The organism is Achromobacter animicus, assembly GCF_902859585.1.
Lineage (GTDB): Bacteria > Pseudomonadota > Gammaproteobacteria > Burkholderiales > Burkholderiaceae_B > Achromobacter > Achromobacter animicus.
Genome location: NZ_CADIJM010000011.1, coordinates 121438 through 146445, shown reverse-complemented (window position 1 = coordinate 146445; position 25008 = coordinate 121438). Strand labels below are relative to the sequence as shown.

25 protein-coding genes are annotated in these 25008 nt (G+C 64.5%); 18 read left to right on the top strand and 7 right to left on the bottom strand.

What is annotated here, in order from left to right; translation table 11 throughout:
* The first annotated feature begins 19 nt into the window (after positions 1-19).
* Together HV681_RS21920 and HV681_RS21915 are read left to right on the top strand one after the other, a co-directional pair.
* Positions 20-265, top strand: coding sequence for a hypothetical protein (locus HV681_RS21920; protein ID WP_175124989.1), 246 nt, complete (start codon positions 20-22; stop codon positions 263-265).
* The gene (locus HV681_RS21915) at positions 262-735 is read left to right on the top strand and encodes a type II toxin-antitoxin system VapC family toxin (protein ID WP_175124988.1); all 474 of its coding nucleotides are present in this window, start codon (positions 262-264) and stop codon (positions 733-735) included. The genes HV681_RS21920 and HV681_RS21915 overlap by 4 nt, the downstream gene beginning before the upstream one ends.
* Positions 736-814: 79 nt before the next feature.
* Here the strand turns inward: HV681_RS21915 and pyrE are convergent, their stop codons facing one another.
* Positions 815-1501: an orotate phosphoribosyltransferase gene (gene pyrE, locus HV681_RS21910; protein WP_175124987.1), complete on the bottom strand. Its 687-nt coding sequence runs from the start codon at positions 1499-1501 to the stop codon at positions 815-817.
* Positions 1502-1633: 132 nt separating this feature from the next.
* Between pyrE and HV681_RS21905 the strand changes: the two genes are divergently transcribed.
* Positions 1634-2428 (top strand): exodeoxyribonuclease III, encoded by a 795-nt coding sequence (locus HV681_RS21905; protein WP_175124986.1) that lies wholly within the window; start codon positions 1634-1636, stop codon positions 2426-2428.
* Positions 2429-2840: 412 nt separating this feature from the next.
* On the top strand, positions 2841-4187 hold the full coding sequence (gene gdhA / locus HV681_RS21900) for an NADP-specific glutamate dehydrogenase (RefSeq protein WP_105241110.1): 1347 nt from the start codon (positions 2841-2843) through the stop codon (positions 4185-4187).
* 157 nt (positions 4188-4344) lie between these two features.
* On the opposite strand, the gene HV681_RS21895 is transcribed toward gdhA, so the two are convergent.
* Positions 4345-4836 (bottom strand): copper chaperone PCu(A)C, encoded by a 492-nt coding sequence (locus HV681_RS21895; RefSeq protein WP_175124985.1) that lies wholly within the window; start codon positions 4834-4836, stop codon positions 4345-4347.
* Between the two features lie 18 nt (positions 4837-4854).
* Complete coding sequence (locus HV681_RS21890) at positions 4855-5754, bottom strand: LysR family transcriptional regulator ArgP (protein WP_056560345.1); 900 nt, start codon at positions 5752-5754, stop codon at positions 4855-4857.
* 147 nt (positions 5755-5901) lie between these two features.
* Here HV681_RS21890 and HV681_RS21885 point away from each other — a divergent pair, with 147 nt between their 5' ends.
* The 7 genes from HV681_RS21885 to HV681_RS21855 all read left to right on the top strand — a co-directional run bounded on the left by HV681_RS21885 (position 5902) and on the right by HV681_RS21855 (position 13064).
* The gene (locus HV681_RS21885) at positions 5902-6534 is read left to right on the top strand and encodes a LysE/ArgO family amino acid transporter (protein WP_175124984.1); all 633 of its coding nucleotides are present in this window, start codon (positions 5902-5904) and stop codon (positions 6532-6534) included.
* A gap of 8 nt (positions 6535-6542) precedes the next feature.
* Positions 6543-6857 carry an antibiotic biosynthesis monooxygenase family protein gene (locus HV681_RS21880; RefSeq protein WP_175124983.1) on the top strand — a complete coding sequence of 105 codons (315 nt, stop codon included), beginning with the start codon at positions 6543-6545 and terminating at the stop codon, positions 6855-6857.
* Between the two features lie 51 nt (positions 6858-6908).
* A complete protein-coding gene (locus HV681_RS21875; RefSeq protein WP_175124982.1) occupies positions 6909-7850 on the top strand; it encodes a LysR substrate-binding domain-containing protein in 942 nt (313 codons plus the stop codon).
* 369 nt (positions 7851-8219) lie between these two features.
* Positions 8220-9383 carry an ABC transporter substrate-binding protein gene (locus HV681_RS21870; protein ID WP_175124981.1) on the top strand — a complete coding sequence of 388 codons (1164 nt, stop codon included), beginning with the start codon at positions 8220-8222 and terminating at the stop codon, positions 9381-9383.
* A gap of 141 nt (positions 9384-9524) precedes the next feature.
* Positions 9525-10397 carry a branched-chain amino acid ABC transporter permease gene (locus tag HV681_RS21865; RefSeq protein WP_006216335.1) on the top strand — a complete coding sequence of 291 codons (873 nt, stop codon included), beginning with the start codon at positions 9525-9527 and terminating at the stop codon, positions 10395-10397.
* 3 nt (positions 10398-10400) lie between these two features.
* On the top strand, positions 10401-12323 hold the full coding sequence (locus HV681_RS21860) for a branched-chain amino acid ABC transporter ATP-binding protein/permease (protein ID WP_175124980.1): 1923 nt from the start codon (positions 10401-10403) through the stop codon (positions 12321-12323).
* Between the two features lie 18 nt (positions 12324-12341).
* The gene (locus HV681_RS21855) at positions 12342-13064 is read left to right on the top strand and encodes an ABC transporter ATP-binding protein (RefSeq protein ID WP_056560356.1); all 723 of its coding nucleotides are present in this window, start codon (positions 12342-12344) and stop codon (positions 13062-13064) included.
* An 857-nt stretch (positions 13065-13921) separates the two neighbouring features.
* On the opposite strand, the gene HV681_RS21850 is transcribed toward HV681_RS21855, so the two are convergent.
* The 3 genes from HV681_RS21850 to HV681_RS21840 form a co-directional block, all read right to left on the bottom strand.
* Positions 13922-14347 carry an organic hydroperoxide resistance protein gene (locus HV681_RS21850; protein ID WP_056560358.1) on the bottom strand — a complete coding sequence of 142 codons (426 nt, stop codon included), beginning with the start codon at positions 14345-14347 and terminating at the stop codon, positions 13922-13924.
* Between the two features lie 163 nt (positions 14348-14510).
* Positions 14511-14972, bottom strand: a complete 462-nt coding sequence (locus tag HV681_RS21845; protein ID WP_175124979.1) for a MarR family winged helix-turn-helix transcriptional regulator — start codon at positions 14970-14972, stop codon at positions 14511-14513.
* Positions 14973-15032: 60 nt separating this feature from the next.
* Positions 15033-15740 (bottom strand): Crp/Fnr family transcriptional regulator, encoded by a 708-nt coding sequence (locus HV681_RS21840; RefSeq protein ID WP_175124978.1) that lies wholly within the window; start codon positions 15738-15740, stop codon positions 15033-15035.
* A gap of 171 nt (positions 15741-15911) precedes the next feature.
* On the opposite strand from HV681_RS21840, the gene HV681_RS21835 reads away from it, so the two are divergent.
* The 7 genes from HV681_RS21835 to HV681_RS21805 all read left to right on the top strand — a co-directional run bounded on the left by HV681_RS21835 (position 15912) and on the right by HV681_RS21805 (position 24497).
* Positions 15912-17888, top strand: coding sequence for an AMP-dependent synthetase/ligase (locus HV681_RS21835; protein ID WP_175124977.1), 1977 nt, complete (start codon positions 15912-15914; stop codon positions 17886-17888).
* Between the two features lie 5 nt (positions 17889-17893).
* On the top strand, positions 17894-18691 hold the full coding sequence (locus tag HV681_RS21830) for an ABC transporter ATP-binding protein (protein WP_175124976.1): 798 nt from the start codon (positions 17894-17896) through the stop codon (positions 18689-18691).
* Between the two features lie 24 nt (positions 18692-18715).
* The gene (locus tag HV681_RS21825; protein WP_063955103.1) at positions 18716-19645 is read left to right on the top strand and encodes a branched-chain amino acid ABC transporter permease; all 930 of its coding nucleotides are present in this window, start codon (positions 18716-18718) and stop codon (positions 19643-19645) included.
* A 23-nt stretch (positions 19646-19668) separates the two neighbouring features.
* Positions 19669-20733 (top strand): branched-chain amino acid ABC transporter permease, encoded by a 1065-nt coding sequence (locus tag HV681_RS21820; RefSeq protein ID WP_175124975.1) that lies wholly within the window; start codon positions 19669-19671, stop codon positions 20731-20733.
* A 134-nt stretch (positions 20734-20867) separates the two neighbouring features.
* Entirely contained in the window at positions 20868-22205 is a 1338-nt protein-coding gene (locus HV681_RS21815; protein WP_081100873.1) for an ABC transporter substrate-binding protein, read from the top strand.
* A gap of 105 nt (positions 22206-22310) precedes the next feature.
* Positions 22311-23147 (top strand): ABC transporter ATP-binding protein, encoded by an 837-nt coding sequence (locus HV681_RS21810; RefSeq protein WP_175124974.1) that lies wholly within the window; start codon positions 22311-22313, stop codon positions 23145-23147.
* An 81-nt stretch (positions 23148-23228) separates the two neighbouring features.
* Positions 23229-24497 (top strand): phenylacetate--CoA ligase family protein, encoded by a 1269-nt coding sequence (locus tag HV681_RS21805; RefSeq protein WP_175124973.1) that lies wholly within the window; start codon positions 23229-23231, stop codon positions 24495-24497.
* 63 nt (positions 24498-24560) lie between these two features.
* Here HV681_RS21805 and HV681_RS21800 read toward each other — a convergent pair whose 3' ends face one another.
* A complete protein-coding gene (locus HV681_RS21800) occupies positions 24561-25007 on the bottom strand; it encodes a DUF6691 family protein (RefSeq protein ID WP_175124972.1) in 447 nt (148 codons plus the stop codon).
* Position 25008 lies beyond the last annotated feature (1 nt).

The following is a 25008-nucleotide window of genomic DNA, read 5'->3' as shown; positions in this document are numbered from 1 at the left end:
ATTTCGCCGGAGCTTGGCCATGAACTACACCGAGGTCAGCAGCAACGACTTGCTGCACCGATTCACCGATTACCTGCAGGCCCTCAGCCAGGGACAGCACTTCATCATCGCTGTCGACGGCGTGCGCCGCGCCAGGCTGACGCCCGTCCTGCCCGATACCTCACTGAACGCGCACGATGCCCTGGAGGCCATGAAGCGCCTGCACACCGCGGCTCCGGTCTCCCACGACATCATCCGCGCGTGGATTGAAGAAGGCCGGGAATGAACACCATCCGTCTGGTGCCGGACGCGTCGGTCGCCCTTGCCTGGCTGCTGTACCGCGTGGATGTCCACGAATCACTGCTTGCCCAGCATCTGCTCGACGTCGCGCACGGCTCGCAAAACACCGTGCCTCACATCTGGCGCGTGGAAGTTGCCAATGGCGTTTTGCGTGCAGAGCGCAGCCAGCGCATTTCGCGGGCCCAGGTCGCTGCGTTCAATCAACTTCTCGACAACCTGCCCATCGCCGCCGACAACGACGATGCGGCTTCCTGCATCGCGCGCACCTGCCAGCTTGCCCGCGCCCATGGGTTGACTGCCTACGACGCCAGTTATCTCGAACTCTCGCTGCGGCAGCGCGCGTGCCTGGCCACCTTTGACCGCAAGCTGGCGGACGCGGCGCGGGCCAGCGGCGTCACCGTGTTCGGGCAACCGCACGGCGTCGCCGAACCCGTTGCGCCCTATCTGTGGCAATGACGTTTTGGCAATCGCATCTTTGCAATGACAAAGGGCGGCCCATGGCCGCCCTTTGTCATTGCTTTCAGCAACGAGACGCTTACTTCACCCCGTACTTCGTCCGATACGCCAACACGGCATCCCGGTTCTCCGCAAACGACGCATCATCCTGCAGCAGGGCCAGGATGTCGGTCAGCGAGGCAATCGCCACCACGGGGATGCCGTAGGTCTTGGCCACGTCCTGCACGGCCGAATGCGGCGACAGGGCGTCGTCCGGGCCGGCGCGCTCCATGCGGTCCATCGCGATCAGCACGGCGGCCGGTTCGGCGCCGGCGGCGCGGATGATTTCCACGGACTCGCGCACCGACGTGCCGGCCGTGATGACGTCGTCAATGATGACGACCTTGCCTTTGAGCGGAGCGCCGACCAGCGTGCCGCCTTCGCCGTGATCCTTGGCTTCCTTGCGGTTGTAGGCGAACGGCACGTCGCTGCGGCCCTGCATGTCCGGGTGGCCGGCCAGCGCCACGGCGGTGGCGGTGGACAGCGGGATGCCCTTGTACGCGGGGCCGAACAGCATGTCGAATTCGACGCCGGAATCCAGCAGCGCCTGTGCGTAGAACTGCGCCAGCTTGCCGACCGAGCGGCCATTGTTGAACAGGCCTGCGTTGAAGAAATAGGGGCTGATGCGGCCCGACTTGACCTTGAAGCTGCCAAAGCGCAGAACGCCCTCGTTCAAGGCGAAACGGACGAAATCCAGGGCGGTGACGGAGGACGGGGCGGCGGGCATGCAGGGTGATCCGGTAGGTGGCAGACCCCGCATTTTATCCGCTGTCGGGGCTGTTCCAGGTGGCCGCGGCGGAGTCGGTTAAATTCCTGGCATTGTCCGCCCCCCCTGCGGCCGCATTACAGGAGTTTCGCTTTGCTGCGCATCACGTCGATCAACCTCAATGGCATCCGGTCCGCCTTCAAAAAGGGCCTGCAACCGTGGATGGAAAAGCACGCCGCCGACGTGCTGTGCCTGCAGGAAATCAAGGTATCCCACGAGGACCTGACCGACGAACTGCGCCATCCGCCCGGCTACACCGGCCACTTCCACCACGCCGTGAAGAAAGGCTACAGCGGCGTGGGCATCTACCTGCGAGATGCCGCCGAGCGCGTGAACAACGGCTTTGATTGTGAAGAGTTCGATAGCGAAGGCCGCATCATCCGCGCCGACTGGAAGGATCTGTCGGTCATCAGCGCCTACCTGCCTTCCGGCTCCAGTGGCGACGAACGCCAGCAGGCGAAGTATCGCTTCCTGGACAGTTTCGGCCCGTGGATCGATGCCCTGATGCACGAGCACAAGACGACCGGCCGTGAATTCGTCATTTGCGGCGACTGGAACATCGCGCACAAGGAAATCGACCTGAAGAACTGGAAGGGCAACATGAAGAATTCGGGCTTTCTGCCCGAAGAGCGCGCGTGGCTGACGGACGTCTTCGACAAGCGCGGCTTTGTGGACGTATTCCGCACCATCGACGACCGCCCCGACCAGTACACCTGGTGGAGCAATCGCGGCCAGGCCTGGGCCAAGAACGTCGGGTGGCGCATCGACTACCAGATCGCGACCCCCGGCATCGCGGCCAAGGCGCGCAGCGTCGCCATCTACAAGGACGAACGCTTCTCGGATCACGCGCCGTTGACGGTCGATTACGACTTCACTTTGCGCGCGTGATTTTTCTCAAAATAAATATAGGGACGCATTAAGGGTGCCAAGCGGGCGGCGGCGTCTTTGCGACGCTGCCGGATGCCCCGCAGCGGCGTATCAGAAGGCGCCCTGCCCTATGCCGCATCGGCGAAATTAAACGGGGACACTTCAAAAATCCCTGAATTTTCAAGCTCCCCCGTTTGATCAGCCCGGTTTCCATCCACAGGCGATCAACACTCCGCTTTTATACGTCCCCGTTTATCGTCTGGAAAAATCTGTTTGTTATCAAGGTGATGGCGCAGTTTTTCGCTTTGCGCAGGGCAACATTTTGCCCCTACAATCCCCGCACCATACAGGTGCAGCCATGCACCAAAACAAACTGATCGCGCCCCAATTTGGCGCAATTTCCGCACCTATTCGAAGCACCCCCGAGGAGATCATGGTGAAAGTGCAGAGTCTGGACGACTTCCTGCGTGGCGTCGCCGCGCGCGACCCGCAGCAACCCGAATTCATGCAAGCCGTCCAGGAGGTGATGCTCAGCTTGTGGCCCTTCGTCGAGAAGCATCCCCACTACGCCGAGCACGCTCTGCTGGAACGCCTGGTCGAACCGGAACGCGTCATCCAGTTCCGCATCTGCTGGACCGACGATCAGGGCCGCGCCCAGGTCAACCGCGGCTTCCGCATCCAGCACAGCTCCGCAATCGGGCCTTTTAAGGGCGGCATGCGCTTTCACCCGTCGGTGAACCTGTCGATCCTGAAGTTCCTCGCCTTCGAACAGACCCTGAAGAACTCGCTGACCACGCTGCCCATGGGCGGCGGCAAGGGCGGTTCCGACTTCGATCCCAAGGGCAAGTCCGACGCCGAAGTCATGCGCTTCTGCCAGGCGCTGATGATCGAGTTGTATCGCCACCTGGGTCCGGACACCGACGTGCCCGCCGGCGATATCGGCGTGGGCGCGCGTGAAGTCGGCTTCATGGCCGGCATGATGAAAAAGCTGTCCAACTCGACCGCCAGCGTCTTCACCGGCAAGGGCCTGACCTTCGGCGGCAGCCTGATCCGCCCCGAAGCCACCGGCTACGGCACCGTCTACTTCGCCGAAGAAATGCTCAAGCGCGTCGGCAAGTCCTTCGACGGCATGCGCGTGTCCGTGTCGGGCTCGGGCAACGTGGCGCAGTACGCCATCGAGAAGGCCATGGCGCTGGGCGCGCGCGTCATCACCGTGTCGGATTCGAACGGCACCGTGGTCGACGAAGCCGGCTTCAACCACGAGAAGCTCGTGGCGCTGATGCACATCAAGAACGACCTGCGCGGCCGCCTGGACACCTACGCCCGCCAGTTCGGCCTGCAGTACGAAGCCGGCAAGCGCCCGTGGCACGTGCCCGTCGACGTCGCCCTGCCCTGCGCCACTCAGAATGAGCTGGAGCTGTCGGACGCCCAGACGCTGATCAAGAACGGCGTGCTGGCGGTTGCCGAAGGCGCCAACATGCCCGCCACGCTGGACGCCGCCAAGGCCTTCATCGCCGCGCGCGTGCTGTACGCGCCGGGCAAGGCCAGCAACGCCGGCGGCGTCGCCGTGTCGGGCCTGGAAATGGCCCAGAACTCGGCCCGCCTGTCGTGGACCCGCGAGGAAGTGGACACCCGCCTGCATGCCATCATGCGCGACATCCACGAAAACTGCGTGCGCCACGGCCATTCGGAGCGCGAGTACGTGAACTACCTGGACGGCGCCAACATTGCCGGCTTCGTCAAGGTCGCAGACGCCATGCGTCAGCAAGGGCTGTATTGATCGCCGCCCGCTGAAGCGCGCGCGACAACGCGCGGGCCCGGCATGCAAAAGGCCGACTCGGATGAGTCGGCCTTTTGCATTGCGGCGATGGCGGGCCGCGGATGGGCCCGCGCCTGCGCCTTTAAAAAGCGCGCAGCCTGGCGGGGTGGCGCAAAGATCAGTGCTTCATCGCGCCGTGATCGTGGCTCATGCCGGGATTGTGCGAGGCCGGCTTGACCTTGAACTCCACCGCCACTTCGCCTGCCTTTTCAAACTTGAGCGTGGCGGGCACGGTGGCGCCATCCTTGAACGGCGCCTTCAGCTTGATGAACATGACGTGATAGCCGCCCGGGCTGAGCTTGACCTCCGTGTCGGCGGGCAGCGCGATGCCGCCTTCGACCTGACGCATCTTGGAGACGCCGTTTTCGGTCTGCACGGTGTGCAGTTCGACGCGTTCGGCGGCATCCGACGAGACCGACAGCAGACGGTCCGGCGCCTTGGCGTCGTTGTCGATATCCATGTACCCCGCACCGTTGGCCTGTCCGGGCGCCGAGGCGCGGACCCAGAGATCGTCGACTTCGACCTGGCCGACCTTGTAGTCCTTGGCCCACGCCGAACCGGCGGTGCACAGGCCGATCGCGGCAACAACGGCAAACTTGCGGATGTTCATGGGTGTCCTCCTGAGACGTTAGCGGCGCCTGACCAGGCTGCGGGCGGCTGACAGCACCGAGTCGGTCAAGGCTTCCATGGCCTCGGAGTTTACCCGCCAATGCTGCCAGTAGAGCGGCACGTCCTCCCACGCCCGGCCGCGCAGCAGAACGAGTTGACCGGCATCAAGATGTTCCTGCACGAGCGGCAGCGGGTTCATGGTCCAGCCCAATCCGCCCAGCGTGGCCTGCACGAAGGCGCGCGTGGACGGCACCCACCAGACCGGCGGCTCCCACGGCGCGGGGTCGGCGATCTTGTGCGCAAAGCGCGCCTGCAGCGCGTCCTTGCGGTTGAAGACCAGAACGGGCGCCTGAGCCAGCGTCTGCGCGTTGACGCCCGAGGCGAAGTAGCGCTTGTGGAAGTCCGGCGTGCAGGTGGCCACGTAGCGCATGCTGCCCAACGCGTGGATGCGGCAGCCCTGCACCGGATCGGCCAGCGTGGTCACGGCGCCCAGCACGGAGCCGTTGCGCAGCAGCGCGGCCGTGTGATCCTGGTCTTCGGACAGCATGTCCAGCGTGGCGCGGGTGCGCGCCGCGAACTGCAGGGCGGCGTCAACGAACCAGGTTTCCAGGCTGTCGTGGTTGACCGCGATGGGGATGCTGGCGTGGGGCACGTCGTCGTCGGCGACGCCCAGCCGGTTCAGCGCGTCGTGTTCCAGCAAGGCGGTCTGCTCGGCCAGTTGCACCAGCACCTGTCCGTCTGCCGTGGCGGCGGCCGGCACCGTGCGTTGGACCAGCAGCCGGCCCATCCGGTCTTCCAGCGCCTTGATCCGTTGCGACACCGCCGACGGCGTGACGCTGAGCGACAGCGCCGCGCGCTCGAAACTCCCTTCGCGCACCACCGCGGCCAGGGCGCGCAGGTTGCCGTGATCGATTTTCATGAGATTAGGAATACTTAATATAGTGAAGGAAAATTAGCTGTATTTCATATACATGGCAAGGGAAAATGGCGCATTGCCGATTGCTCTCAGCATTCGGCCACCCATCAAAGCGCCGCCACAGGCGTTGCAGTCACAGGTATTTTTTCCATGTTTGCCACCTTGTCATCCCCCGCCTTCCTTACCGCCTGGGCCAGCGGAACGGCCACGGGCCTAGGCCTGTTCGCCGTCGTGGGCGCGCAAAGCGCGTTCATCCTGCGCCAGGGCCTCATGCGCGCGCATCTCTTGAGCGTCGTCGCCATCTGCGCGCTGATCGACGCGGTCTTCATCTTTGCCAGCGTGTCCGGCCTGCAGGCGCTGACCGCGTGGTTCCCCTGGCTGACGACCGCCGTGCTGTGGTTCGGTGTGGCGTTCCTGACCTGGTACGCCGCGCAATCCGCGCGCCGCGCCTGGACCGCCACGGGGGGTCTGGCCGCCGCCCGCGACGTGGTGCCGTCGCGCCGCGCCGCCATGCTGGGCGCGCTGGGTTTCTCGCTGCTGAACCCGCACTTCTGGCTGGACATGGTGGTGGTCGGCTCGCTGGCGCACGGCTTCGAAGACGCCCGCATGGCCTTCGCCGCCGGCGCTTTCACCGCCAGCCTGCTGTGGCTGGCGGTACTGGGCATCGGATCGCGGCTCTTTGCACCCTTCTTTGCCAGCGCGTCGGCCTGGCGCGCGCTGGACGGCATCATCGCCGTGGTCATGGCTGGTTTGGCGATCAGCCTGGCGCTGAAGGGCGTCTGAGCCTCGCCATGTACACCTCCACGTTCATCTTCGCCATAAAGCAGTTCGACGATGCATTCCACCGCCTCGACCAGCGCATCGCAGAGGCGGCGCGCGCGATGCCGGGCTACCTGGGGGAAGAATCCTGGGAAGACACCACGCGCGGGTTGTTCGCCAATGTCTATTACTGGCAATCGCTTGAAGCGTTGGACGCGCTGATCCGGCATCCGGCGCATCAGCAGGCCAAGGCCGCGCAGTCGCAATGGCTGGACGGATACCGGGTGGAGATTGCCCAGGTGCTGCGCCAGTACGGGCACGGCGTGCCCGCGCCGGCACTTTTATAATTGGCGCCTCACCACTTTCTGTCGGGCGCCGGGCCGGCCCGCCAACGCGCCATGCGTGGACCTTCGCCTTCCAAAGACGTGCGCCTGCCGCCGCTTGCCGCCATCCAGGCGTTCGAAGCGGCCGCGCGGCTGGGTTCCTTCGAGCGTGCGAGCGAAGAACTCTTCGTCACCGCCAGCGCCATCGGCAAGCGCATCGCCTCGCTGGAAACCCTGCTGGACGTCACGCTGTTCATTCGAAGCAGCCGCGGCGCGACGCTGAGCGCCGCCGGACGCGAGTACCTGGAACAGGTGCGCACGGCGCTCGATCTGCTGTCCGACGCCTCGCTGCACAAGCGCAACGAACCCAAGCTGGAAACGCTGCGCGTCGTGTCCACGCCGACATTCGCCCGGCAGGTGCTGATTCCGGCCCTGCCCGGTTTCACGGCGGCAAACCCCGGCGTCGAACTTGAAATCATGCTGTCCATTCCCTATCTGGACATCATGCCCCCCAACGCCGACGTCTGGATCCGCTTTGGCAGCGGCAAATATCCCGGCCTTCATGCGCATCCGCTCACGCACGATCCGGTGTTCGCGGTGTGCGCACCGAGTTATCAAGCGGCGCGCGGCCCGTTCAAGCGGCCCGCCGATCTGGCACGCGCCGACCTGTTGCGTTGCCCGATGGAACCCTGGCGTCCGTGGCTGGCAGCGGCTGGCCTGGACTGGCCCGAGCCGTCGCGCGGCGTGTGGCTGGTAGACCTGGGCATGATGCTCGCCGCGGCGCGCGCCGGCCAGGGCGTGGCGCTGACTCGCCGATCGCTAGCCGCCGAGTGGCTGGACGAAGGCAAGCTCGTTCGCGTGCTGGATGTGGAGATCCCCGGCGAGTCGCAGTACTACCTGTGCACCGAAGCCACACGCACACCGGGCGGCGCGGCCCAGGCGTTTTCCCTATGGCTCGCCGAGGTCTGCAAACGCGCAGCCCAATGGCCATGCGGGCCGCAGGCCGGTCAGGAATAAATTTCCAGTTATCTGCGGAATGAATTTCCGCACGACGCCGCACCCTGCTCGCTAGGATGCGGCCAGCGTGACTGCGCCCGTCCCGGAGACACGCTGTGTGGACAAGCGGAAGCGGACGCATTGCGAACGCAACACCGACGCACGCCCATCTCACCGCCCATTCCACTCACAGCATTCAGTAAGCTGAAAGGAACCTTGCATCCGCACTAGGTATTTACGCGGAAAAGCACCGCCGGGTCAGATTCGCGTAAGCGATTAAGCAGACAGTCACGACACGCAACAAAGGAGCGCGCCAACAAAACACCATCCGCCGATTGGCGCCGGCACACGGCTTTCCACGCAGTTCACCCAATTACAACGGAGACATCCATGGATTTTCGTTTGAAGCTGCTTGCAGGAACCCTTGCATTTGCCGTATCGGCCGCGTCCCACGCCGCCGACCCCATCAAGATCGGCGTGGCCGGCCCCTACACGGGCGGATCGTCCTCCATGGGCGTCAGCATGCGCGACGGCGTTCGCCTTGCCATTGAAGAGATCAACAAGAACGGCGGCGTGATGGGCCGCCAGCTCGTCGCGGTCGAACGCGATGACGAAGCCAAGAACGAGCGCGGCGTACAGATCGCGCAGGAACTGATCAACAAGGAACAGGTGACCGCCACCGTCGGCTATATCAACACCGGCGTCGCATTGGCCTCCCAACGTTTCTACCAGGACGCCAAGATCCCGGTGTTCAACAACGTGGCCACCGGCAGCGTGATCACGCATCAGTTCAAGGCGCCTGAATACCCCGACAACTACGTGTTCCGCAATGCGGCCCACGACAGCATCCAGGCCCCGATGATCGTGGAAGAAGCGATCACGCGCCGCGGCTTCAAGAAGGTCGCGATCCTGGCCGACTCCACCAACTACGGCCAGCTCGGCCGCGAGGACCTGGAAAAGGCCCTGGACGCCAAGGGCATCAAGCCGGTCGCCGTCGAAAAGTTCAACATCAAGGACGTCGACATGACGGCCCAGCTGCTCAAGGCCAAGGCCGCGGGCGCCGAAGCCGTGCTGACCTACGGTATCGGCCCGGAGCTGGCCCAGGTCGCCAACGGCATGACCAAGCTGGGCTGGAAGGTGCCGATCATCGGCAGCTGGACGCTGTCCATGGCCAACTACATCGACAACTCCGGCGCCAACGGTGAAGGCGCGCGCATGCCGCAAACCTTCATCCAGGACCCGGACACGCCCAAGCGCAAGGCGTTCATCGACGCCTACCTGGCCAAGTTCAAGCCCAAGAACAACCGCATCGATTCGCCGGTGTCGGCGGCGCAGGGCTATGACTCCATCTTCCTCTTGGCCGCGGCCATCAAGCAGGCGAACTCGACCGACGGTCCCAAGGTGCGCGAAGCACTGGAAAACCTGCAGACCCCGGTCGAGGGCGTGGTGATGACCTACAACAAGCCCTTCTCGCACGACAACCACGACGCGATCACCGCGAAGGAAGTGGTCATCGGCGAGGTCAAGGGCGGCCGGGTCATCAAGGCCAACTAAATCCCGACAAGCAGGAAGGCGGCGGCTGCCCGGCCGCCGCCGCCCGCGCCTGAAGCTTCGGGCGCGGGGCATGCAGCCGCCTGAAAACAGCGTTCTGCCCAAGGGGGTTGGGACGGAACACAGCGCCTCAAGACACACACCATGATTCTTCTACAGCTCATCTATAGCGGTATCGCGCTAGGCATGATCTATGCGGTCATTGCGTTCGGCTACCAGCTCACCTTCGCCACATCGGGCACCTTGAACTTCGGCCAGGGCGAAGCCCTGATGCTGGGCGCGCTCGTCGGCCTCACGCTCGTCGGACTGGGCGTGAACTACTGGGTCATGATTCCCATCGTCTGCATCTTCGGCTTCGCGCAGGGCGCGCTGGTCGAACGCGTGGGCGTGCGGCCCGCCATCAAGACGCGATCGGAATTCGGCTGGATCATGGCCACCATTGCGCTGGGCATCATCTTCAAGAACGTGGCCGAAAACATCTGGGGCCGCGACGACCTGCGCTTTCCCTCGCCGCTGCCCGAGGCGCCGATTCAGGTGCTGGGCGCCAACGTGCTGCCGATGGAGCTGCTGGTGGTGTTCGGCGCGCTGGGCATGATGATTCTGGTGGAAATCTTCAACCGCAAATCCATCTACGGCAAAGCCTTCGTCGCCACGTCCAACGACCGCGACGCGGCCGGCCTGATGGGCATCAACACCGGCATGGTCATCACGTTCTCGTACGCGCTGTCGTCGCTGACCGCGGCGTTTGCCGGCGTGCTGGTCGCGCCGCTGACGCTGACGGGCGCCACGATGGGCGCCGTGCTGGGCCTGAAGGCATTTGCCGTCGCGATCATTGGCGGCCTGTCCAGCGGGATGGGTGTCGTGGTGGGCGGGCTGATCCTGGGGATCGCCGAAACGACCACCGGTTTCTATCTATCAACGGGATACAAAGACGTGCCGGGATTGGTATTGCTGCTGCTCGTTCTGACCTTCAAGCCCGCCGGCCTGTTCGGCAAGACCGCGATCAAGAAGGTGTAAGCGATGAAACCCCTGCATCTTCTCCTATCCATCGTGGCCGTGGCCTGCCTGGCCGCCGTGCCGCTGGGCGTGACCAACACGTATTACCTGCACCTGATTGAAACCATCATGATCTATTCGATCCTGCTGTTCGGGCTCGATATCGTGGTGGGCTACACCGGCCAGGTGTCGCTGGGCCACGCGGGTCTCTTCGGCATCGGCTCGTACGTGGCCGGCGTGCTGGTCTTTCACCTGCAGATTCCGATCTGGCTGACGCTGCCCGCCGCCATCGTCATCGCCGCCGCCTTTGGCGCAGTGCTCGCGCTGCCGGCGCTGCGCGTCACCGGCCCCTATCTGGCGATGGTGACGCTGGCCTTCGGCACGATCATCCAGATCCTGATCAACGAGATGACCTTCCTGACCGAAGGCCCGCTGGGCATCAAGGTCACCAAGCCGTCCATCGCCGGCCACGTGCTGACCAAGGCCGAGTACTTCTGGCTGGTCGCCGCGCTGCTGGTGATCTCGCTGATCGTGGTGCACCGGATCTTGAAGTCGCACCTGGGCCGCTCGTTCGAAGCCTTGCGCGACAGCCCCATCGCATCCGACTGCATGGGCGTGTCGGTGTACCGGCACAAGGTGATCGCCTTCGTCATCAGCGCCGGCTTTGCCGGCCTGGCGGGCGCGCTGTACTCGTATTCGGAACAGTACATTTCGCCGAACACGTACAACTTCGAACTGACGATCCTGTTCCTGCTGGCCATCATTATGGGCGGCCGCAAGAGCCGCACCGGCGCGCTGCTGGGCGCCTCGATCATCGTGCTGCTGCCCAAGATGCTGGACGACATCGGCACCTTCCGCCTGATCGCGCTGGCGGTGGCGATCCTGGTGACGGTAGGCAGCGTTGTGGCCATCTCCAAGGGCCGCACCGAGCCGCGCAAGGTCGCGGTGCCGGTAATCGGCACGATCGTGCTGGCCATCTTCTCGTACTGGCTGGACGCCGTCACCGACTGGCGCCTGACCATCTTCGGCGCGATGATCCTGTTCGTCGTGTACTACCTGCCCGACGGCATCGTGGGCTTCGTTCGCAACCTGTTCTTCTCGACGCGGCGCGCAGCGCTGGCGGTGAAGAAGGACCTGGTGAAGGAACAGGATGCGGTGCCAGACGCCGTCGCGGGCAAGGGCGAGACCCTGCTGGCGGCCAAGAACGTGCTGATGCAGTTCGGCGGCCTGAAAGCGCTTAACGAGGTGGACCTGACCGTCAAGCGCGGCACCATCCACGGGCTCATCGGACCCAACGGTTCCGGCAAGAGCACGATGATGAACGTGCTGACCGGCATCTACGTGCCCACGGCCGGCGCGGTGGAGTTCGGGGGCAAGTCGCTCGTCGGACTCCCGCCCGCGGACATCGCCGAAGCCGGCATCGCGCGCACGTTCCAGAACGTGCAACTCTTCGGCGAAATGACCGCGCTGGAGAACGTGCTGGTGGGCCTGCATCACACCTTCACGACGGGTCTGGCTGGCATCGCGCTGCGCACGCCCAAGTGGAAGACCGAGGAACAGCGCGCACGGGCACGAGCCATGGCGCTGCTGGAATTCGTCGGCCTGGAATCGCTGGCCAGCGAAGAAGCGCGCAACCTGCCCTATGGCAAGCAGCGCCTCCTGGAGATCGCCCGCGCACTGGCGCTGGATCCGCAACTGCTGCTGCTGGACGAACCGGCGGCAGGCCTGACGGCGCCTGACATCGTGGAGCTGCTGGCGATCATCCGCAAGGTGCGTGACCACGGCATCACGCTGATCCTCATCGAACACCACATGGACGTCGTGATGGGGGTGTGCGACACGGTGTCGGTGCTGGACTTCGGCCAGAAGATCGCCGAGGGCCTGCCTAATGAAGTGCAAAGCAACGCCAAGGTGATCGAGGCGTATCTGGGCGGCGCGCCCGCCTGACGCCAAGGGGACAAGAAGATGCTATCGATCAAGAATCTGGAAGCAGGCTACGGGAAGGTGAAGGTGCTGCACGGCATCAGCATGGAAGTGCCGAAAGCCAAGGTGGTGACGTTGATCGGCTCGAACGGGGCTGGGAAGACGACGACGATGCGGGCCCTGTCGGGGATGATCCGGCCGACGGCGGGGGAGATCACGCTGGGTAGCAAGCGGATCGATGGGATGGAGTCGCATCGCATCGCGCGGCTAGGGCTGGCGCATTCGCCGGAGGGGCGCCGGGTGTTTCCTACGCTGTCGGTGACTGACAACCTGCTGCTGGGTGCGTTTCCGCGTCTGACGGGTAGCCGGCCTAAGGGTGACGTTCAAGCTGATCTGGGGCGGGCGATGGATCTGTTCCCGCGTTTGAAGGAACGGCGCGATCAGCTGGCTGGGACGCTGTCGGGCGGTGAACAGCAGATGCTGGCCATGGCGCGCGCGGTGATGCTAAATCCGGAATTGGTGCTGCTGGACGAGCCTTCGATGGGACTGGCGCCGATTCTGGTTGAAGAGGTGTTCCGGATTATTGCGCGGCTCAAGGAGGAAGGCGTGACGATGCTGCTGGTGGAGCAGTTTGCGGCGGCGGCGTTGAATGTGGCGGATTATGGGTATGTGCTGGAAAACGGGCGGATTTCTGTGCATGGGAGTGCGGAGAAGTTGAAGCATGATCCGGCTGTGGTTGCGGCTTATTTGGGTGGGGGGCATTGAGGGGGTTGGCTGTGGCGTTATTCGGCTGGCGGTGAGGGGGGGTCTTTAGACGCCCGCCGCAGCGGGGGCCGGGGTGCGCGGGGCTACGATTGCGGTCCGGAGCCTCGTCCGCCTTCGGCTCCCTACGGTTTCCGTCGGGCGCATCTACACGCCCCGCGCACCCCGGCCCCCGCTGCGACAGGCTCCAGTTGATTCAGCTTTACCGGTGGCGGGGCGAGTTGGGTTCTTTAGGTTCTTGCCCACGGTGGGGGAGAGAGAAAGATCTTGCGGGGCCCGCCCGCGGCGGCCGCGCGGGCGGCCTTCGGGGGCTTACGCGGCGTCTTGCGTCGGAGCGATGACGCTTCGCGTGTGGCTGCGATGTGGTTGGGTTCTTGCCTATGGCAACGTTTAGTGTCTGACACTGACGAGCACCATTCGCAAGCCGCTCTCCGCACGCGCGCAAGCGCACACCGCACCGACGAACCGCAGCTCCGATGCCGATTGCCGCCGCCCGGGCGGCAGCAATTCGGCGGCCTCGCAGACCTCCTTCCCTGACCACAGGTCTTGTAGCGCCCAAACCAAAGACCCTCGTAGCACGGCGTCGCGGTCACCGTGGGCGCGAGCGCCGTCGATGCGCCCGACGGAATCCGTAGGAGTCGCCGCAGGCGAGGACGAGGATGAGGAAGGGGGAGTCCGGAGCGAAGGCTCCGGACCGCAATCGTGGGCGATCGTGCCCACGGTGACCGCGGCGTCGGGCGACCTACGAAGAGCTTCGTAGCGCGCCAAAAGAAAATGGGCCTCTGCAGGCAACCGACCAAATCAGTCTTCACCTGCAAGGCCCACGCTCACGTCGCATCACTCTCGATGCGACGTCACCCTCAAACGATCGTCAGCGTCACATCAATGTTGCCGCGCGTTGCGTTCGAGTACGGGCACACGATGTGTGCAGCCGCGACCAGCTTTTCGGCTTCTGCGCGGTCCAGGCCCGGCAGCGAGATCTTCAGTTCCGCTTCGATGCCGAAACCCGTCGGAATCGCGCCGATGCCGACGATGCCGTTCACCGACACGTCCGCCGGGATCGCGATCTTGTCGCGGTTGGCGACGAACTTCATCGCGCCCAGGAAGCAGGCCGAGTAGCCGACGGCGAACAGTTGTTCGGGGTTCGTGCCTGCTGCGCCGGCGCCGCCCAGTTCGCGGGGGGTGGTCAGCTTGACGTCCAGGTTGCCGTCGTCGCTGACGCCACGGCCTTCACGGCCTCCGGTGGCGGTGGCGTTGGCGCGGTAGAGGACTTTTTCGATCGACATGGTGTGGTTCCTTTGAATGAAAGTTTGTACTGCTTGCCTTGCGGGACCCTTCCCGTGTTGGCGGTCAACGATGAACTTGCGACTTGCTTAAGACTTTAAATAGTGAACAACAATATCGTGCGCTATTTATAAAACCGGATGATGACAGTCATCACCCACAACCTCAAAGACTTCCGGCCAGCTTCTCCCGCAGCGCGTGCAGCATCTTCGTCATGCCCTGCGCTTCGTCCAGCGAACACTGCGCTGCCGCGCCAACCGCGTGCGGCACCGCTTCGGCCTTTTCGCGCAGATCGCGGCCCTGTTTCGTCAGGCCCACGATCACCTGGCGTTCGTCGGTCACGGCGCGCTTGCGCGTCACCAGTCCCGCGGCCTCCAGGCGTTTAAGCAGCGGCGTCAGCGTGGCCGAATCCAGAAACAGGCGGCTGCCGATATCCGTCACCGTAATTTCGTCGCCTTCCCACAGCACCAGCATCACCAGGTATTGCGGGTAGGTCAGGTCCAGCCCGCTCAGCAGCTTGCGGTACACCTTGTTCATCGCCAGCGAGGTCGAGTACAAGGCGAAGCACAACTGGCTGTCCAGCAGCAGCGGGTTGAATGCGGCTTTGGTCTTGTTTCTGGATTTCATGGTGCGATATTAAATAGCGCGCGATTTATCGTCAACACTTTTTTTAAGTCCTGATAACGATTACGCCGCCTGCTCCGCTTCCACCGCGCCGCGGTCCGAGCCGTATTGCTTCAGCCCGTCCAGGTCCAGCACCCGAACCGCCCCGTATTCCACGTTCAGCAGCCCCGCCTCCTCCAGCTTGCGCAGCGCCTGGTTCGCGCGCTGACGTGACACCCGGGCCAGATAGCCGACTTCTTCCTGTGTAATCGTCAGTCGCATCCCCATGCCCGGATACAGCAAAGGGTTGAAGAGCTCGGCCAGACAGCGGGCCACGCGCGCATCGGGATCGAGCAGACGGTCGTACTCCGCCTTGCCGATGAACTGCGCCACGCGCTCGTTCAATTGATGCAGCAGGTACCGGTTGAACGGAATACTGGTATCCAGCAACCAGTCGAACGTCGTGCCCGGCAGGCGCGCCACCACCGAATCGCGCAGCGCCACGATGTCGTACTTGCGGACCTCGCGTTTCAGCAGCGAGCCCTCGCCGATCCAGCCGCCGGCGGGCACGCCCGTCAGCGATGCAACCTTGCCTTCCGAGTTGCCCACCGACACCTTCACCAGTCCCGCCAGTACGCCGATCCAAGCCTGGGCGAGTTCGCCTTTGCGCTCTATGATCGATCCGGCAACGACCTGCTGCACGGAAAGGTCCCGCTCCACGCGCGCTTGCTGTTCGGCGTTGAGCACGCGGAACCAGGCGGCGGCGAGTTGCAGGGAGTCGGATAGCTGCATCGGGAATACCCTAAAAGGTCCTTGAATGTCGCGATGGTGACAGTTGGTAGCAACCCAACCTTATACCTTAACTCCTGCCGTAAATCTAAAACCAACTGGTCAAGCACACCGCCGCAACCGCCGCTTCATTGCAGGCACTGCGCGCGATGCGCCCAAACCGGAGGAGACAACGTGGCACATTCATCGCCCGCATCTGCACAGGTGCCGGCGGCGCCGGACACCTTTCCGGCGCTGCTGCTCGCGCATGCCAACGTTCGTGGGTCGCGGCCCGCGATACGAGAGAAAGACCTGGGGATCTGGCAAACCCTGACCTGGTCCGAAGTGGCGGAGCATGTCCGTCACGTCGCGCAGGGTCTTGCATCGCTCGGCATTCAGCCCGGCATGCACGTCGCCGTCATCGGTGAAAACCGCCCGCGCCTCTACATGGCCATGATGGCCGCGCAATCGCTCGGCGCCATCCCTGTTCCGCTCTATCAGGACGCGGTCGCGCAGGAAATGGTGTACGTGCTGCAGGATGCGGAGATCAGCGTTGCGATCGTCGAGGACCAGGAGCAGGTCGACAAGATGATCGAGGTGCGCGAACAGTGCCCTGCGCTCAAGCATGTCGTGTTCGACGACCCGCGCGGCCTGCGCCATTACGCCGATCCCATGCTGCTGTCGTATGAGCAACTGGAAGCGCTGGGCAGTGAATATGCCGCCAAGCATCCCGACTTCTACGCGCGCGCCGTCGCTGCCGTGCAGCCGCATGACCCCGCGGCCATGTTTTATACGTCCGGCACGACGGGCAAGCCGAAGGGCGTGGTGCTGACGCACCATGCGCTCATCGACCGCGCGCGCGCCGTGTCAGAAATGGAAAAGCTGACCGACCAGGAAGACGTGCTGGCCTATCTGCCGCCCGCCTGGATCGGGCAGAACATGTTCTCGTACACGCAGTTGCTGGTCACGGGCTTCACGGTGAATCATCCCGAGTCGCCCGACACCGTGTCGATCGACATGCGCGATATTGGCCCCACCTATTACTTCGCGCCGCCACGCGTGCTGGAAGGCTTGCTGACGCATGTGATGATCCGCATGGAGGACGCGGGCTATCTCAAGCGCAAGCTGTTCGCGGCGTGCATGAAGCTGGCGCGCCGCGTTGGCACGAAGATCCTGGACGGTGAATCCGTCAACGCCTGGGACCGCATGCGCTACGCGGTGGGCAACGTGCTGATCTACGGTCCGCTGCGCAACGCGCTGGGCATGAGCCGCGTGCGCGTGGCGTACACGGCCGGCGAAGCCATCGGTCCAGACCTCTTTGTGTTCTACCGCTCCATCGGCATCAACCTGAAGCAGCTGTACGGCTCCACCGAAACCTCGGTGTTCGTCTGCGTGCAGCCCGATGGCCAGGTTCGCGACGACACCGTCGGACCGCCGGTGGCGGGCGTGGAGATTCGCGTGGCCGACAACGGCGAGATCCTCGTCAAGAGCCCGGGGCTCTTCAAGGAGTACTACCGCAATCCCGACGCCACGGCCGAAGCGCGCAGCGCCGACGGCTGGTTCCACACGGGCGACGCGGGCTATCTGGATACCGATGGGCAGCTCAAGATCATCGATCGCGCCAAGGACGTGGGCAAGCTGGCCAACGGCAGCCTGTTTGCGCCCAAGTACATCGAGAACAAGCTCAAGTTCTTCCAGCACATCAAGGAAGCGGTGGCGTTCGGCGCCAACCGCGAAGACGTGTGCGCGTTCATCAACATCGATCTGGAAGCTGTGGGCAACTGGGCTGAACGCCGTGGCCTGCCGTACGCCGGCTACACCGACCTGGCGGGCAAGGACGAGGTCTACCAGCTGATCGCCGAGTGCGTGGAGCAGGTCAACGCGGATCTCGCGACGGATCCCAAGCTGGCGGCGTCGCAGGTCAGCCGTTTCCTGATCCTGCACAAGGAACTGGACCCGGACGACGACGAGCTGACCCGCACGCGCAAGGTGCGCCGCGCCTTCATCGCGCAGAAGTACGGCGTGCTGATCGACGCGCTCTTTGGCGGCAAGCAGTCGCAGTTCATCGAGACCGAAGTGAAATTCGAAGACGGACGCACCGGCAAGATTTCGGCGGATCTGCGGATCCATCCGGTCAAGACGTTTCCCGCCATCACCGCCCGAGCCGCGTAAAGAACATGAGCACTAACGACCGCGACCAGCGTATCGGCGATGTCATGCTGGACATGCAGAACATCTCCCTGTCTTTCGGCGGCGTGAAGGCGCTGACCGACATTTCCTTCAACGTGCGCGAGCACGAGATCCGCGCCATCATCGGGCCCAACGGCGCGGGCAAGAGCTCGATGCTCAACGTCATCAACGGCGTGTACACGCCGCAGCAAGGCGGCATCGCGTTTCGCGGCGAGCGGTTTTCGCGGATGAACCCGCGCCGCGCCGCTGAAATGGGCATCGCGCGCACGTTCCAGAACCTGGCGCTGTTCAAGGGCATGAGCGTGCTGGACAACATCATGACCGGCCGCAACCTGCGCATGAAGAGCGGCCTGCTGGCGCAGGCGTTCCGCCTGGGGCCGGCCGAGCGCGAAGAGATGCAGCACCGCGAGTTTGTCGAGAACATCATCGACTTCCTGGAAATCCAGGCCTATCGCAAGACGCCGGTGGGCCGCCTGCCCTACGGGCTGCAAAAGCGCGTCGACCTGGGCCGAGCGCTGGCGATGGAGCCGCGTCTGTTGCTGCTGGACGAGCCGATGGCCGGGATGAACATCGAGGAAAAGCAGGACATGAGCCGCTTCATCCTGGATGTGAACGATGAGTTCGGCACGACCATCGTGCTGATCGAGCACGACATGGGCGTGGTCATGGACATCTCGGATCGCGTCGTGGTGCTGGACTACGGGAAAAAGATCGGCGACGGCAAGCCCGATGAAGTTCGGGCGAACGAGGATGTGATCCGCGCCTATCTCGGCGTGTCGCACTAAGCCGGACAACCAAGGCGGAAAGACATGGGATTTTTTCTAGAGACTTTATTCGGCGGCCTGATGAGCGGCATGTTGTACGCGCTGATCGGCCTGGGCTTCGTGCTGATCTTCAAGGCGTCGGGCGTCTTCAACTTCGCGCAGGGCGCGATGGTGCTGGTGGCGGCGCTGTCGATGGCGCGCTTTTCGGAATGGCTGCCGCGCTGGCTGGGCTTTGACAACATGATCCTGGCCAACGTGCTGGCGTTCATCGTCAGCGCCATCGTGATGTTCCTGCTGGCGGTCGCGATCGAACGCTTCGTGCTGCGGCACCTGGTCAACCAGGAAGCCACGACGCTGTTGATGGCCACGCTGGGCATCAGCTATTTCCTGGACGGCCTCGGCCAGATCACGTTCGGCAGCTCGGTGTACTCCATCAACGTCGGCATGCCCAAGGATCCGCTGATGATCCTGGACTCGGTGTTCGAAGGGGGGCTGCTCATCAACCTTGAAGACCTGACCGCGGCGGTCATCGCCGCGCTGCTGGTGGCGACGCTGGCGCTGTTCTTCCAGTACACCTCGACGGGCCGCGCGCTGCGTGCCGTGGCCGACGACCACCAGGCCGCACAGTCGATCGGCATTCCGCTGAACCGCATCTGGGTGATCGTGTGGAGCGTGGCGGGGCTGGTGGCGCTGGTGGCGGGGATCATCTGGGGATCGAAGTTCGGCGTGCAGTTCACGCTGTCCACCGCCGCGCTGCGCGCGCTGCCGGTGGTGATCCTGGGCGGCCTGACGTCAGTGCCGGGCGCCATCCTGGGCGGCCTCATCATCGGCGTGGGGGAAAAGCTGTCCGAGGTCTATCTGGGGTCGCTGGTGGGAGGCGGCATCGAAATCTGGTTCGCCTACGTGCTGGCGCTGGTGTTCCTGCTGTTCCGTCCGCAAGGGCTGTTCGGCGAGAAGATCATCGACCGCGTCTAAGCCTGCGTCACCGAGGATAAAAAATGTTCTATCGCGAAAACGGCCAATTCAAGACCAGCTATCGCGCTGACCAGCAGATCTTCCCGATCCGCCAGGACCGCGTCTTCATCTGGCTGCTGATGGCGGTGGCGTTCATCGTCGTTCCGGCCATGGCCAGCGACTACCTGCTGCGCGCCATCCTGATTCCGTTCCTGATCCTGGCGCTGGCCGCCGTGGGCCTGAACATCCTGGTCGGGTACTGCGGACAGATCTCGCTGGGCACGGGCGCCTTCATGGCGGTGGGTGCGTATGCGGCCTGGAACTTCGGCGTGCGCTTTCCCGGCATGCCGCTCGTGGTGCAAATCTTGTTGGGCGGCTGCTTTGCCACCATCGTCGGCGTGATCTTCGGCATCCCCAGTTTGCGCATCCGCGGCCTGTATCTGGCGGTGGCAACGCTGGCGGCGCAGTTCTTCGTGGACTGGGCGTTCCTGCGCATCCCCTTCTTCACCAACTATTCGTCCTCGGGCAGCGTGTCGGTGCCCCCGCTCACGGCCTTTGGCCTGCCGGTGCAAAGCGCCATGGAAAAGTACCTGTTCGTGCTGATCCTGGTTGTCATCTTCAGCTTGCTGGCCAAGAACCTGGTGCGCGGCGCCATCGGCCGGCAGTGGATGGCGATCCGCGACATGGACGTGGCGGCATCGGTCATCGGCATCCGGCCCATGTACGCCAAGCTGACGGCGTTCGCGGTCAGTTCGTTCATCGTGGGCGTGGCCGGCGCGCTGTGGGGCTATATCCACCTGGGCTCCTGGGAGCCGCTGGCGTTCGACCTGGGCCGCTCGTTCCAGCTGCTGTTCATGGTCATCATCGGCGGGCTGGGTTCGATCATCGGCAGCTTCTTTGGCGCCGCGTTCATCGTGCTGGTGCCCGTGGCGCTGTCCAACATTCCGCACATGCTTGGCCTGCCGCTGTCGGTGGACACCGCCGCCCACATCGAGCACATGGTGTTCGGCGCGCTGATCGTGTTCTTCCTGATCGCCGAGCCGCACGGCCTGGCGCGGCTGTGGAGCATCGGCAAGGAGAAGCTCAGGATCTGGCCGTTCCCGCACTGATCGTGTTTCGTTTTGATTTCCGTGGGTCCATCGCAGCACAACCGCGCTGGACCCCCGCCCCGAATACCCGGCTCAAGACCGGGCCAATCCCGGTGTCACAGGGTTGACCGACCCAAACACCACGCAGGAGGTAAATGGAGATGAAGCGTCTTAACCTGAAGTTGGCGGCAGCCTTGATGGCCGCAGCCGGCGCCGCAGGCGCCGTGGCCACGCCGGCAATGGCGGCCGAAGAGCAGTTCGTTCCGTTGCTGGTGTATCGCACGGGATCGTTCGCGCCGCTGGGCATTCCCTGGGCCGATGGCAAGCTGGATTACCTGAAGCTCGTGAACGAGCGCGATGGCGGCGTGAACGGCGTCAAGATCACGTATGAAGAATGCGAAACCGCCTACGCCACGGACCGCGGCGTGGAATGCTACGAGCGCCTGAAGGGCAAGGGCACCGGCGCATCGGGCTTCGACACGCAGTCCACCGGCATCACCTTCGCGGTCAGCGACAAGGCCATCGTCGACAAGGTGCCCGTTGAAACGATGGGCTACGGCCTGTCGCAATCGGTGGACGGCAGTGTGTTCGAGTGGAACTTCCCGCTCCTGGGCACGTACTGGACTGCCGCCGACGTGATGATCCAGGACATCGCCAAGAAAGAAGGCGGCATGGACAAGCTCAAGGGCAAGAAGATCGCCCTGGTCTACCACGACTCGCCGTACGGCAAGGAGCCGATCCCGCTCTTGCAGAAGCGCGCGGCCAAGGAAGGATTTGAGCTGCTGCTGTATCCGGTGACGGCGCCGGGCGTGGAGCAGAAGTCCACCTGGCTGCAGATCCGCCAGGCGCGTCCGAATTACGTGCTGCTGTGGAGCGCGGGCATCATGACGCCCACCGCCATCCGCGAAGCGCAGGCCAGCGGCTATCCGCGCGACAAGATGTACGCGATCTGGTGGGCTGGCTCGGAAGGCGACGTGAAGGACCTGGGCGATGTCGCTAAGGGCTACAACGCCATCACGATCCACAACAGCGGCGCCGACAGCGACAAGGTCTACGACGATCTGAAGAAGTACGTCTACGACAAGGGCCAGGGCGCGGACAAGACCGGCAAGACCACGCTGGGCACCATCGCCCACACGCGCGGCATGATGATCTCGATGCTGCAGGTGGAAGCGATCCGCGCCGCGCAGGAAAAGTACGGCAAGGGCAAGGCGCTGACGCCCGAGCAGGTGCGCTGGGGCTTCGAGAACCTGGACCTGACCCAGGAAAAGCTCGACAAGCTGGGCTTTGGCCAGATCATGCGTCCGGTCAAGACCTCGTGCGCCAACCACAAGGGCGACGACTGGGCCCGCATCGTGCAGTGGGACGGTTCCAAGTTCAAGGTCGTTTCCGACTGGTATCAGGCCGACAAGACGATCCTGGACCCGATGGTCAAGGAATCGGCGGCCAAGTACGCCAAGGAAAAGAACATCACGCCGCGCAAGTGCGAGTGATGCTTCTGGAGCACCCGCGGCCCCGCGCCGCGGGTGCGCAACGCAGGTTGATATGAACCGGCGGCCGGCTTTCCGGCCGGCCGCCGCCACGCCGCAGGAAGGTTTATGAACGACGCCAATATTGCCGCCGCCGACGCCCCCCAGGTGCTGCTCGATGTGAACGGCATCGAGGTGATCTACAACCACGTGATCCTGGTGCTCAAGGGCGTGTCCCTGCAGGTGCCCGAAGGCAGGATCGTGGCGCTGCTGGGCGCGAACGGCGCCGGCAAGACCACGACGCTGCGCGCGATCTCGAACCTGCTCAAGGGCGAGCGCGGCGACGTCACGAAGGGCCACATCCAGTACCGCGGCCAGCGTATCGAACGCCTGACGCCCGCCGAACTGGTCAAGCGCGGCGTCGTGCAGGTGATGGAAGGCCGGCATTGCTTTGCCCACCTCACCATCGAGGAAAACCTGCTGACGGGCGCCTATACGCGCAGCATGAGCCGGGGCGACACCACCGCCGCGCTGGAGCGGGTCTACCAGTATTTCCCGCGCCTGAAGCAGCGCCGCACCAGCCAGTCCGGCTACACCTCGGGCGGCGAGCAGCAGATGACCGCGATCGGCCGCGCGCTGATGGCCAACCCGAACATGATCCTGCTCGATGAGCCGTCGATGGGTCTGGCGCCGCAGATCGTCGAAGAGATCTTCGAGATCGTGCGCGACCTGAACCAGCGCGAGCGCGTGAGCTTCCTGCTTGCCGAGCAGAACACCAACATCGCGCTGCGCTACGCCGATTACGGCTACATCCTGGAAAACGGGCGCGTGATGATGGACGGCGCGGCCGCCGACCTGGCGCAGAACGAGGACGTAAAGGAGTTCTACCTGGGCATTTCCAGCGGCGAACGCAAGAGTTTCCGAGACAACAAGTTCTACCGCCGCCGCAAACGCTGGCTGGCCTGATTCCCGACGCGGGCAAGCCAGCGCTTGCCGCATGGCGCCGGCAACGGCGCCGCCAACCGGCACACGAGAAGGTGCGATTCCATGTCCGAGTTTTTCGATGACCGCGAAACCCGCGCGCCCGAGCAACGCGAGCGCGATCTGATGGCCGCCCTGCCTGGGGCGATTGCGCGGGCCATCGCGCGCGCGCCGGCCATTGCCGAGCAACTGCGCGGCGTGGACCCCGCCACGATCACCTCGCGCGAGGCGCTGGCCCGGCTGCCGGTCCTGCGCAAGCATGAACTGCTGGAACGCCAGCAGCATAGCCGCGATGACGGCGCGCAGCCCGCCGGTCCCGAGAAAGCCTTCGGCGGGTTCTCCGCCATCGGCTGGGGCGAAGCTGTGCGTGTGTTCGCCTCGCCCGGTCCGATCTATGAACCGGAGAGCGCGCGGTCGGATTACTGGCGCTTTGCGCGCGCCCTGTACGCGGCGGGCTTTCGCGCCGGCGAACTGGCCTACAACTGCTTTTCGTACCACTTCACGCCGGCCGGCTCGATGATGGAAACGGCCGCCCACGCCGTGGGCTGCACCGTGTTTCCCGGCGGCACCGGGCAGACCGAGCAGCAGGTTCGCGCGATTCAGGACCTGGCGCCCAGCGGCTACACCGGCACGCCGAGCTTCCTGAAGATCATTCTTGAGAAATCAGACGAACTGGGCGTGAAGCTCGATTCGCTGCGGCGCGCACTGGTCTCCGGCGAAGCCTTTCCGCCGTCGCTGCGCGACTGGCTGGCGGCGCGCGGCATCGACGGCTACCAGGCCTACGGCAGCGCCGACCTGGGCATGATCGCGTTCGAGACGCCCGCTCGCGAAGGGCTTGTGGTGGGCGAGGACATCATTGTCGAGATCGTGCGTCCCGGCACCGGCGAACCCGTGCCGGCAGGCGAAGTCGGCGAGGTCGTGGTGACCACGTTGAATCCGGATTACCCGCTGGTGCGCTTTGGCACCGGCGATCTGTCCGCGGTGATGTCCGGCATCTCGCCGTGCGGACGCACCAACACACGCATCAAGGGCTGGATGGGACGCGCCGACCAGACCACCAAGGTGCGCGGCATGTTCGTGCATCCGTCGCAGGTGGCGGACGTGGCGCGGCGGCATCCGGAGATCCTGCGGGCGCGGCTGGTCATCAGCGGCAGCACCGGGTCGGACCGCATGGTGCTGAAGGTGGAGTCGCGCGAACAGAACGACGCGCTGGCCCGCCGGATTGCCGATTCGGCGAGAGACTTGACGAAGTTGCGGGCCGATGTCGAATGGGTGGCCGAGGGTGGCCTACCGAACGACGGCAAGGTCATCGACGACATCCGGACGTACGAATAGGCGATTCGACTCGAGTGCAAGCGCGAGGGCAAGCGCGCGGGCAGGCGCGCGGGCAAGCGGCCGCTACGCGCGCGGTCCGGTTGCGTCGCCGTCGCGGCGCCCAGCCCGCGTGATGTACGCGTGGATGCCCATGCCAACGAGCATCGCCCCCGCAAACACCGCTGCGTCGCCGATGCCCGCCGCGGCAGCGACGAGCGCCGGGCCGGGGCAGAAGCCCGCCAGCCCCCACCCCACGCCAAACGCCAGGCTGCCGGCAGCCAGACGCGCGTCGAGCCGGGTGGCTTGCGGCCAGCGCATGGGCTCGCCGGACAAGCTGGCCCGGCGACGCCGCAACAGCGCATAACCGACACTGGTCGCCAGCACGGCGCCGCCCATCACGAATGCCAGGGTAGGATTCCACAACCCGGCCAGATCCAGAAAGCCCAGCACCCGTGCCGGGTCCGCCAGGCCCGATATGAGCAGGCCCAGTCCGAAGACGAGCCCGGCGGCGAAGGCGTAGAGCGCGGCCATG

Bases quoted from the DNA above. Each gene is read 5' to 3' on its own strand.
- HV681_RS21920 (WP_175124989.1), top strand. From the start codon at position 20: ATGAACTACACCGAGGTCAGCAGCAACGACTTGCTGCACCGATTCACC.
- HV681_RS21915 (WP_175124988.1), top strand. From the start codon at position 262: ATGAACACCATCCGTCTGGTGCCGGACGCGTCGGTCGCCCTTGCCTGG.
- pyrE (WP_175124987.1), bottom strand. From the start codon at position 1,501: ATGCCCGCCGCCCCGTCCTCCGTCACCGCCCTGGATTTCGTCCGTTTC.
- gdhA (WP_105241110.1), top strand. From the start codon at position 2,841: ATGGTGAAAGTGCAGAGTCTGGACGACTTCCTGCGTGGCGTCGCCGCG.
- HV681_RS21895 (WP_175124985.1), bottom strand. From the start codon at position 4,836: ATGAACATCCGCAAGTTTGCCGTTGTTGCCGCGATCGGCCTGTGCACC.
- HV681_RS21890 (WP_056560345.1), bottom strand. From the start codon at position 5,754: ATGAAAATCGATCACGGCAACCTGCGCGCCCTGGCCGCGGTGGTGCGC.
- HV681_RS21885 (WP_175124984.1), top strand. From the start codon at position 5,902: ATGTTTGCCACCTTGTCATCCCCCGCCTTCCTTACCGCCTGGGCCAGC.
- HV681_RS21880 (WP_175124983.1), top strand. From the start codon at position 6,543: ATGTACACCTCCACGTTCATCTTCGCCATAAAGCAGTTCGACGATGCA.
- HV681_RS21875 (WP_175124982.1), top strand. From the start codon at position 6,909: ATGCGTGGACCTTCGCCTTCCAAAGACGTGCGCCTGCCGCCGCTTGCC.
- HV681_RS21870 (WP_175124981.1), top strand. From the start codon at position 8,220: ATGGATTTTCGTTTGAAGCTGCTTGCAGGAACCCTTGCATTTGCCGTA.
- HV681_RS21865 (WP_006216335.1), top strand. From the start codon at position 9,525: ATGATTCTTCTACAGCTCATCTATAGCGGTATCGCGCTAGGCATGATC.
- HV681_RS21860 (WP_175124980.1), top strand. From the start codon at position 10,401: ATGAAACCCCTGCATCTTCTCCTATCCATCGTGGCCGTGGCCTGCCTG.
- HV681_RS21855 (WP_056560356.1), top strand. From the start codon at position 12,342: ATGCTATCGATCAAGAATCTGGAAGCAGGCTACGGGAAGGTGAAGGTG.
- HV681_RS21850 (WP_056560358.1), bottom strand. From the start codon at position 14,347: ATGTCGATCGAAAAAGTCCTCTACCGCGCCAACGCCACCGCCACCGGA.
- HV681_RS21845 (WP_175124979.1), bottom strand. From the start codon at position 14,972: ATGAAATCCAGAAACAAGACCAAAGCCGCATTCAACCCGCTGCTGCTG.
- HV681_RS21840 (WP_175124978.1), bottom strand. From the start codon at position 15,740: ATGCAGCTATCCGACTCCCTGCAACTCGCCGCCGCCTGGTTCCGCGTG.
- HV681_RS21830 (WP_175124976.1), top strand. From the start codon at position 17,894: ATGAGCACTAACGACCGCGACCAGCGTATCGGCGATGTCATGCTGGAC.
- HV681_RS21825 (WP_063955103.1), top strand. From the start codon at position 18,716: ATGGGATTTTTTCTAGAGACTTTATTCGGCGGCCTGATGAGCGGCATG.
- HV681_RS21820 (WP_175124975.1), top strand. From the start codon at position 19,669: ATGTTCTATCGCGAAAACGGCCAATTCAAGACCAGCTATCGCGCTGAC.
- HV681_RS21815 (WP_081100873.1), top strand. From the start codon at position 20,868: ATGGAGATGAAGCGTCTTAACCTGAAGTTGGCGGCAGCCTTGATGGCC.
- HV681_RS21810 (WP_175124974.1), top strand. From the start codon at position 22,311: ATGAACGACGCCAATATTGCCGCCGCCGACGCCCCCCAGGTGCTGCTC.
- HV681_RS21805 (WP_175124973.1), top strand. From the start codon at position 23,229: ATGTCCGAGTTTTTCGATGACCGCGAAACCCGCGCGCCCGAGCAACGC.
- HV681_RS21800 (WP_175124972.1), bottom strand. From the start codon at position 25,007: ATGGCCGCGCTCTACGCCTTCGCCGCCGGGCTCGTCTTCGGACTGGGC.